The sequence below is a fragment of the Moorena sp. SIO4E2 genome (assembly GCF_010671945.1).
Taxonomy (GTDB): Bacteria; Cyanobacteriota; Cyanobacteriia; order Cyanobacteriales; family Coleofasciculaceae; genus Moorena; species Moorena producens.
Map to the genome: position 1 here is coordinate 1 of NZ_JAAHIE010000496.1, position 5,253 is coordinate 5,253.

The following is a 5,253-nucleotide window of genomic DNA, read 5'->3' on the forward strand; positions in this document are numbered from 1 at the left end:
TAAGGTTGGCAACTGCTTTCTCGACCACATCGAAGTTGACAGCACAGACATCACATTGATCTTGAGTAACAATGTGGGTTGGTTGCAGTTGTTCTAAAACATCAGTTTTTACTTGGTAAATACTCAAAGCACGTTTTACCAGATTGTTTATATCATCATCAATCTGGGCACTAGGTTTATCGCTATTGATTTGAGCCTCGGTGCAGACAGGTCGATTTTTGATGCTTGCGGGATAGTCGCATTCGTGGGATCGCCCCACAATGGCATCAGTTAATCCTAAAGCTGCCACAATTTCCGTGGCACTGGGGAGCAGAGTAACAATTTTCAGGTTTTGTGAAAGCATAGTTTAGACGTTGATAAATTCAGTGCGATCGCATCTCTTGTAGGGTGCGTTAATGAAATGTAACGCACCGCCACATCTAATAATTTTCGGTGGGTTACGCTATTGCTAACACTATAGACTAATTTTCGGTGGGTTACGCTATTGCTAACACTATAGGCTAATTTTCGGTGGGTTACGCTATTGCTAACACTATAGGCTAATTTTCGGTGCGTTACGCTATTGCTAACACTATAGGCTAATTTTCGGTGCGTTACGCTACCGCTAACACTATAGGCTAATTTTCGGTGCGTTACGCTACCGCTAACACTATAGGCTAATTTTCGGTGCGTTACGCTACCGCTAACACACCCTACTAAAAATGCGATCGCTGAAGATCCGATTAAATTATCCAACACCCTACCCTACTGGTTGGCAAAGGTCGATGATTCCTAATTAAATTGCCAAATTTTCAAGATTTGCCCACCCTACCATGCTGGTGGGCAAAGGTCGATGATTCCTAATTAAATTGCCAAACTTTCACTATTTGCCCACCCTACCCTGGTGGGCAAATGGACATTATTCCTAAATTAAATTGCCAAATTTTCAAGATTTGCCCACCCTACGCTGGTGGGCAAAGGTCGATGATTCCTCAATTAAATTGCCAAATTTTCAAGATTTGCCCACCCTACCATGCTGGTGGGCAAAGGTCGATGATTCCTCAATTAAATTGCCAAAGTTTAAATATTTGCCCACCCTACCATGCTGGTGGGCAAAGGTCGATGATTCCTCAATTAAATTGCCAAAGTTTAAATATTTGCCCACCCTACCCTACTAATTTTCGGTGCGTTACGCTACCGCTAACGCACCCTACTTAATAAAATGGTAAGCATTCAGCCTAATGCTGTCAGCTGTTGGCCTTTGGCTGATAGCTGATAGCTGACAGCTGACAGCTGATAGCTGACTGCTTACAAATTATCCAACACCATAGTCCGTATATTGCCGAAATTCTGGTGCTTGAAACCCCAGCACAATATCGTCCTTCGCTACCCCTCGAGCCATAAGTTCTTGGCCTATTCTCATTTCCGTCATATTTTGCTCAATCCAAATCTTTCCCTTCTTAATATCTAAATGTAAAACACAACCATAGACCCGCCGATAGCCATCCCATCCCACAGTCATTACCATGTAGTGGTCTTGTTTGGTATCAAAAACCGTGTAGCAATCAATCACACCATTGGCGATGGGAATCGCAGCATAATCCGTCAACAACGACTGAATGATATTGCGATAAAACTCTACATTATCCATTGTACAATCACCTCTTTGATGGGGTCATAAATGATTTGTTTAATCTGATATCTTTCTACGGAAATTTGTGCAAATTCTCGCTAAAAAAAAGCTTCATAAGCAATCACAGGCACGGCTAAATATAGAATACGAGTTGGATCATTGATTTCTAAGGCAAGGCGATAATTCAAAAACTGTCCTAAGGCAGCATGGTAAGCTGTCAGTGGCGACTCACTCAAGAAGGTTTTAATCTCAACAGCAATTTTTTCTTGGCCTCGCTCTGCTGCTAACAGTTGCTCCGCACCTAAATCAATTTCAAACTTGGTTCCGCCTACTTCCAGTCGCAACGGATCATCAGTAATCTTCCACTGCTCTTTTTCTAGGGAGATTCTAACCGCAGCATGAAATTTATCTTTGGCTGCCATTGTTATCTTTTTAGAGTTTACTTACAATCATAGAACAATTCACATTCCAGTGCGATCGCTAATAGTAGACCCCTTGCCAAAATAGTTTTATGGGTTACATTCAGCAGTCAGCAGTCAGCAGTCAGCCTTGGCCTGTGGTTGATAGCGGAATTGCCTTGGTTTGATGATACAGATCTTGTAGCCAAAAGCGAGTGGGGTGAACCCCATCAGTGCCATTCGGCTATATCATCTATATCATGATGATGTGACTGTTAAAGATTGAGTCAAGCTCATGGGTAATCTACGACAAAGCCAAACCAGAAAGACTCTAACTCCTGATCGGTCTCTTGTATCGGGAAGTAGGAAGCCAACATACCACCCAATCGAGGAACTGCAAGGGATAATTGGTAACCGGGCACTGGGTAATCTAATTAAATCCCAGCCAGACAAATCTGGACAAGTTCATCGTTCCCAAGATCCTCTGTTGAGTAGTGTCTCCCCTGTTAGTGGGCAGCCAATCCAGCGAATGCCAATGTTTAGGGGACTTTCCCATGAATTAATGGGCAATTGGTCCGAGGGCAATCCAGTACAGGCGAAGCTGACTATTGGTGAAGCTGGGGATAAATATGAGCTTGAAGCTGACCGAGTAGCATCGGAAGTAGTAAGACAGATTAACGCACCAGTTTCTAGTTTCTCCACCCAACCAGAATCGATTCAAGCTCAAGGTCAGCAAGATGAGCTGATGAGGAAGCCAAAGTTACAGCTTCAATCCATCGAAGGTGGAATGGCGGCTACCCCAGAGTTAGAAACATCGATTCAACAGGCAAGGGGGTCGGGGATGCCGATTGCCTTAAGTATCCGGAAACCAATGGAACAGTCGTTTGGGGCAGATTTTAGTGGAGTGAAGGTTCACGCTGATGCCCAATCTGACCAGTTGAATCAATCCATTCAGGCTCGTGCTTTTACTACAGGTAAAGATATCTTCTTTCGGCAGGGGGAATATAACCCTGGGAGTCGAGGAGGCCAGGAATTGATTGCTCATGAATTGACTCATGTGGTGCAGCAAACTGGGGGGAAAATCCAGTGTAAGTCTCCGAGTGATAGTGTGCCGAGTTCTCCAACGCTCCAGGTACACTTAGAGCAGAATAAAACTCTACAGCGGAAAAAGAGGGGAAACGCATCTAAAAGCACAATAATGCAGCGTTTAGTGAGAAATCTACTCGATGTATTGACAAGATGCGTTTCCCCAGCTGATAATAATTCTTTACCACCATACAAATTCTTGATTCAAAAGCACGAACTGCCAGATTGTAATCTTTGTTTATATTTCGGATATTACCATTACATGAATGGTGACGTGAATAAAGAAGAATTCATAAAAAAAGCCATTGAGCCTTATGTAGATCTAGGCATGTCGGAACAGGAAGCTTTAGATTTCTTTTACGACGGAAATGATCCAGGGTTATATAAGAAATTTGGTTTAAGTGAAGTTAGTTATGACAATGCTCTTAAGGGTGATCGATTAATTGTTGCAGACGTAAATAAAGGTCATTTCTATGCATTGATAAAATACAAGGGTATTTGGTGGAATTATGACAGTTATTTTCAGACTAATCCGACAAAGATAGGAGACGAAAAGGCTGCCATGGATTATTTAAACGATAAGGGACAAGCAGTTTGGGCATGAGCATTAGTGACAAGTTTAAAACTGGATAATGGTGCAGACCTGTTAAGAAGTGCGATCGCTCTTGTCAGGTGGGCAAATGGACATGATTCCTCAATTAAATTTCCAAACTATCATCATTTGCCCACCCTACCATGCTGATAGCTGATGGCTGACGGCTGATAGCTTATAAATTAACCAACACCATAGTCCGTATATTGCCGAAATTCTGGTGCTTGAAACCCCAGCACAATATCGTCCTTCGCTACCCCTCTCTCCACAAGTTTTTGGCCTATTCTCATTTCCGTCATATTTTGCTCAATCCAAATCTTTCCCTTCTTAATATCTAAATGTAAAACACAACCATAGACCCGCCGATAGCCATCCCATCCCACATTCATTACCTGGTAATGGTCTTGTTTGGTATCAAAAACCGTGTAGCAATCAATCACCCCATTGGCGATGGGAATCGCAGCATAATCCGTCAACAACGACTGAATGATCTGGCGATAATACTCTAGGGTATCCATTGCACAATTACCTCTTGAATGGGGTCATAAATAAGTAAGCATATGCGCTACGCGCAGGCTACGCCAACAGCTATCAGCGGTCAGCAGTCAGCATAAAACAAGCGATCCGCCTGAACGCTGTTATCATAGCGTGCCTATAGCGTATGAGCTGAATGTAACCCATAGAACAATTCACATTCCAATGCGATCGCTAATAGTAGACCCCTTGCCAAAATAGTTTTATGGGTTACATTCAGCAGTCAGCAGTCAGCAGTCAGCCTTGGCCTTTGGTTGATAGTGGAATTGCCTTGGTTTGATGATACAGATCTTGTAGCCAAAAGCGAGTGGGGTGAACACCCGCAGTGCCATTCGGCTATATCATGATGATGTGACTGTTAAAGATTTAGTCAAGCTCATGGGTAATCTACGACAAAGCCAAACCAGAAAGACTCTAACTCGAGATCAGTCTCTTGTATTAGGAAGTAGAAAGCCAACATACCACCCAATCGAGGAACTGCAAGGGATAATCGGCAACCGAGCACTGGGTAATCTAATTAAATCCCAGCAATACAAATCTGGAGAAGTTCATCGTTCCCAAGATCCTCTGCTGAGTAGTGTTTCCTCTGTTAGTGGGCAACCAATCCAACGTCAGCGAATGTTTAGGGGACTTTCCCATGAGTTAATGGGCAATTGGCAGCAGGGCAATCCAGTACAGGCGAAGCTAACTATTGGTGAAGCTGGGGATAAGTATGAGCTTGAAGCTGACCGAGTAGCATCGGAAGTAGTGGACCGGATTAACGCACCAGTTTCTAGTTTGTCAACTCAACATCAGTCGATTCAAGCTCAAGGTCAGCAAGATGAATTGATGAGGAAGCCAAAGTTACAGCTTCAATCTGTAGAAGGTGGGATGGCGGCTACCCCAGAGTTAGAAAGCTCAATCCAACAGGCAAGGGGGTCGGGGATGCCGATCGCCTTAAGTATCCGGAAACCAATGGAACAGTCGTTTGGGGCAGATTTTAGTGGAGTCAGGGTTCACAATGATGCCCAATCTGACCAGTTGAATCAATC

At 43.5% G+C, this 5,253-nt stretch carries 6 protein-coding genes and 2 pseudogenes; 3 read left to right on the top strand and 5 right to left on the bottom strand.

All coding sequences use genetic code 11. The features are described 5' to 3' along the window. A pseudogene (locus tag F6K37_RS31385) lies at positions 1–343 on the bottom strand (cobalamin-binding protein); the annotation flags it as partial. Further along, entirely contained in the window at positions 325–735 is a 411-nt protein-coding gene (locus F6K37_RS31390; protein WP_287254460.1) for a hypothetical protein, read from the bottom strand. The gene F6K37_RS31390 and the pseudogene F6K37_RS31385, both read right to left, overlap by 19 nt. 179 nt (positions 736–914) lie before the next feature. Between F6K37_RS31390 and F6K37_RS31395 the strand changes: the two genes are divergently transcribed. Then, positions 915–1,157 (top strand): hypothetical protein, encoded by a 243-nt coding sequence (locus F6K37_RS31395; protein WP_287254461.1) that lies wholly within the window; start codon positions 915–917, stop codon positions 1,155–1,157. Positions 1,158–1,294: 137 nt separating this feature from the next. Here F6K37_RS31395 and F6K37_RS31400 read toward each other — a convergent pair whose 3' ends face one another. Together F6K37_RS31400 and F6K37_RS31405 are read right to left on the bottom strand one after the other, a co-directional pair. Further along, positions 1,295–1,630, bottom strand: coding sequence for a XisI protein (locus F6K37_RS31400; RefSeq protein ID WP_287254463.1), 336 nt, complete (start codon positions 1,628–1,630; stop codon positions 1,295–1,297). Further along, positions 1,618–2,034, bottom strand: a pseudogene (locus F6K37_RS31405) (XisH family protein). Before F6K37_RS31405 ends, F6K37_RS31400 begins: the two are co-directional and overlap by 13 nt. A gap of 271 nt (positions 2,035–2,305) precedes the next feature. On the opposite strand from F6K37_RS31405, the gene F6K37_RS31410 reads away from it, so the two are divergent. Then, on the top strand, positions 2,306–3,700 hold the full coding sequence (locus F6K37_RS31410) for an eCIS core domain-containing protein (protein ID WP_287254465.1): 1,395 nt from the start codon (positions 2,306–2,308) through the stop codon (positions 3,698–3,700). A 170-nt stretch (positions 3,701–3,870) separates the two neighbouring features. Here the strand turns inward: F6K37_RS31410 and F6K37_RS31415 are convergent, their stop codons facing one another. Further along, positions 3,871–4,206, bottom strand: coding sequence for a XisI protein (locus F6K37_RS31415; RefSeq protein WP_287254466.1), 336 nt, complete (start codon positions 4,204–4,206; stop codon positions 3,871–3,873). 394 nt (positions 4,207–4,600) lie between these two features. On the opposite strand from F6K37_RS31415, the gene F6K37_RS31420 reads away from it, so the two are divergent. Then, positions 4,601–5,253, top strand: a 653-nt coding sequence (locus F6K37_RS31420; RefSeq protein ID WP_502887788.1) for an eCIS core domain-containing protein, incomplete at its 3' end; no start/stop codon positions are given.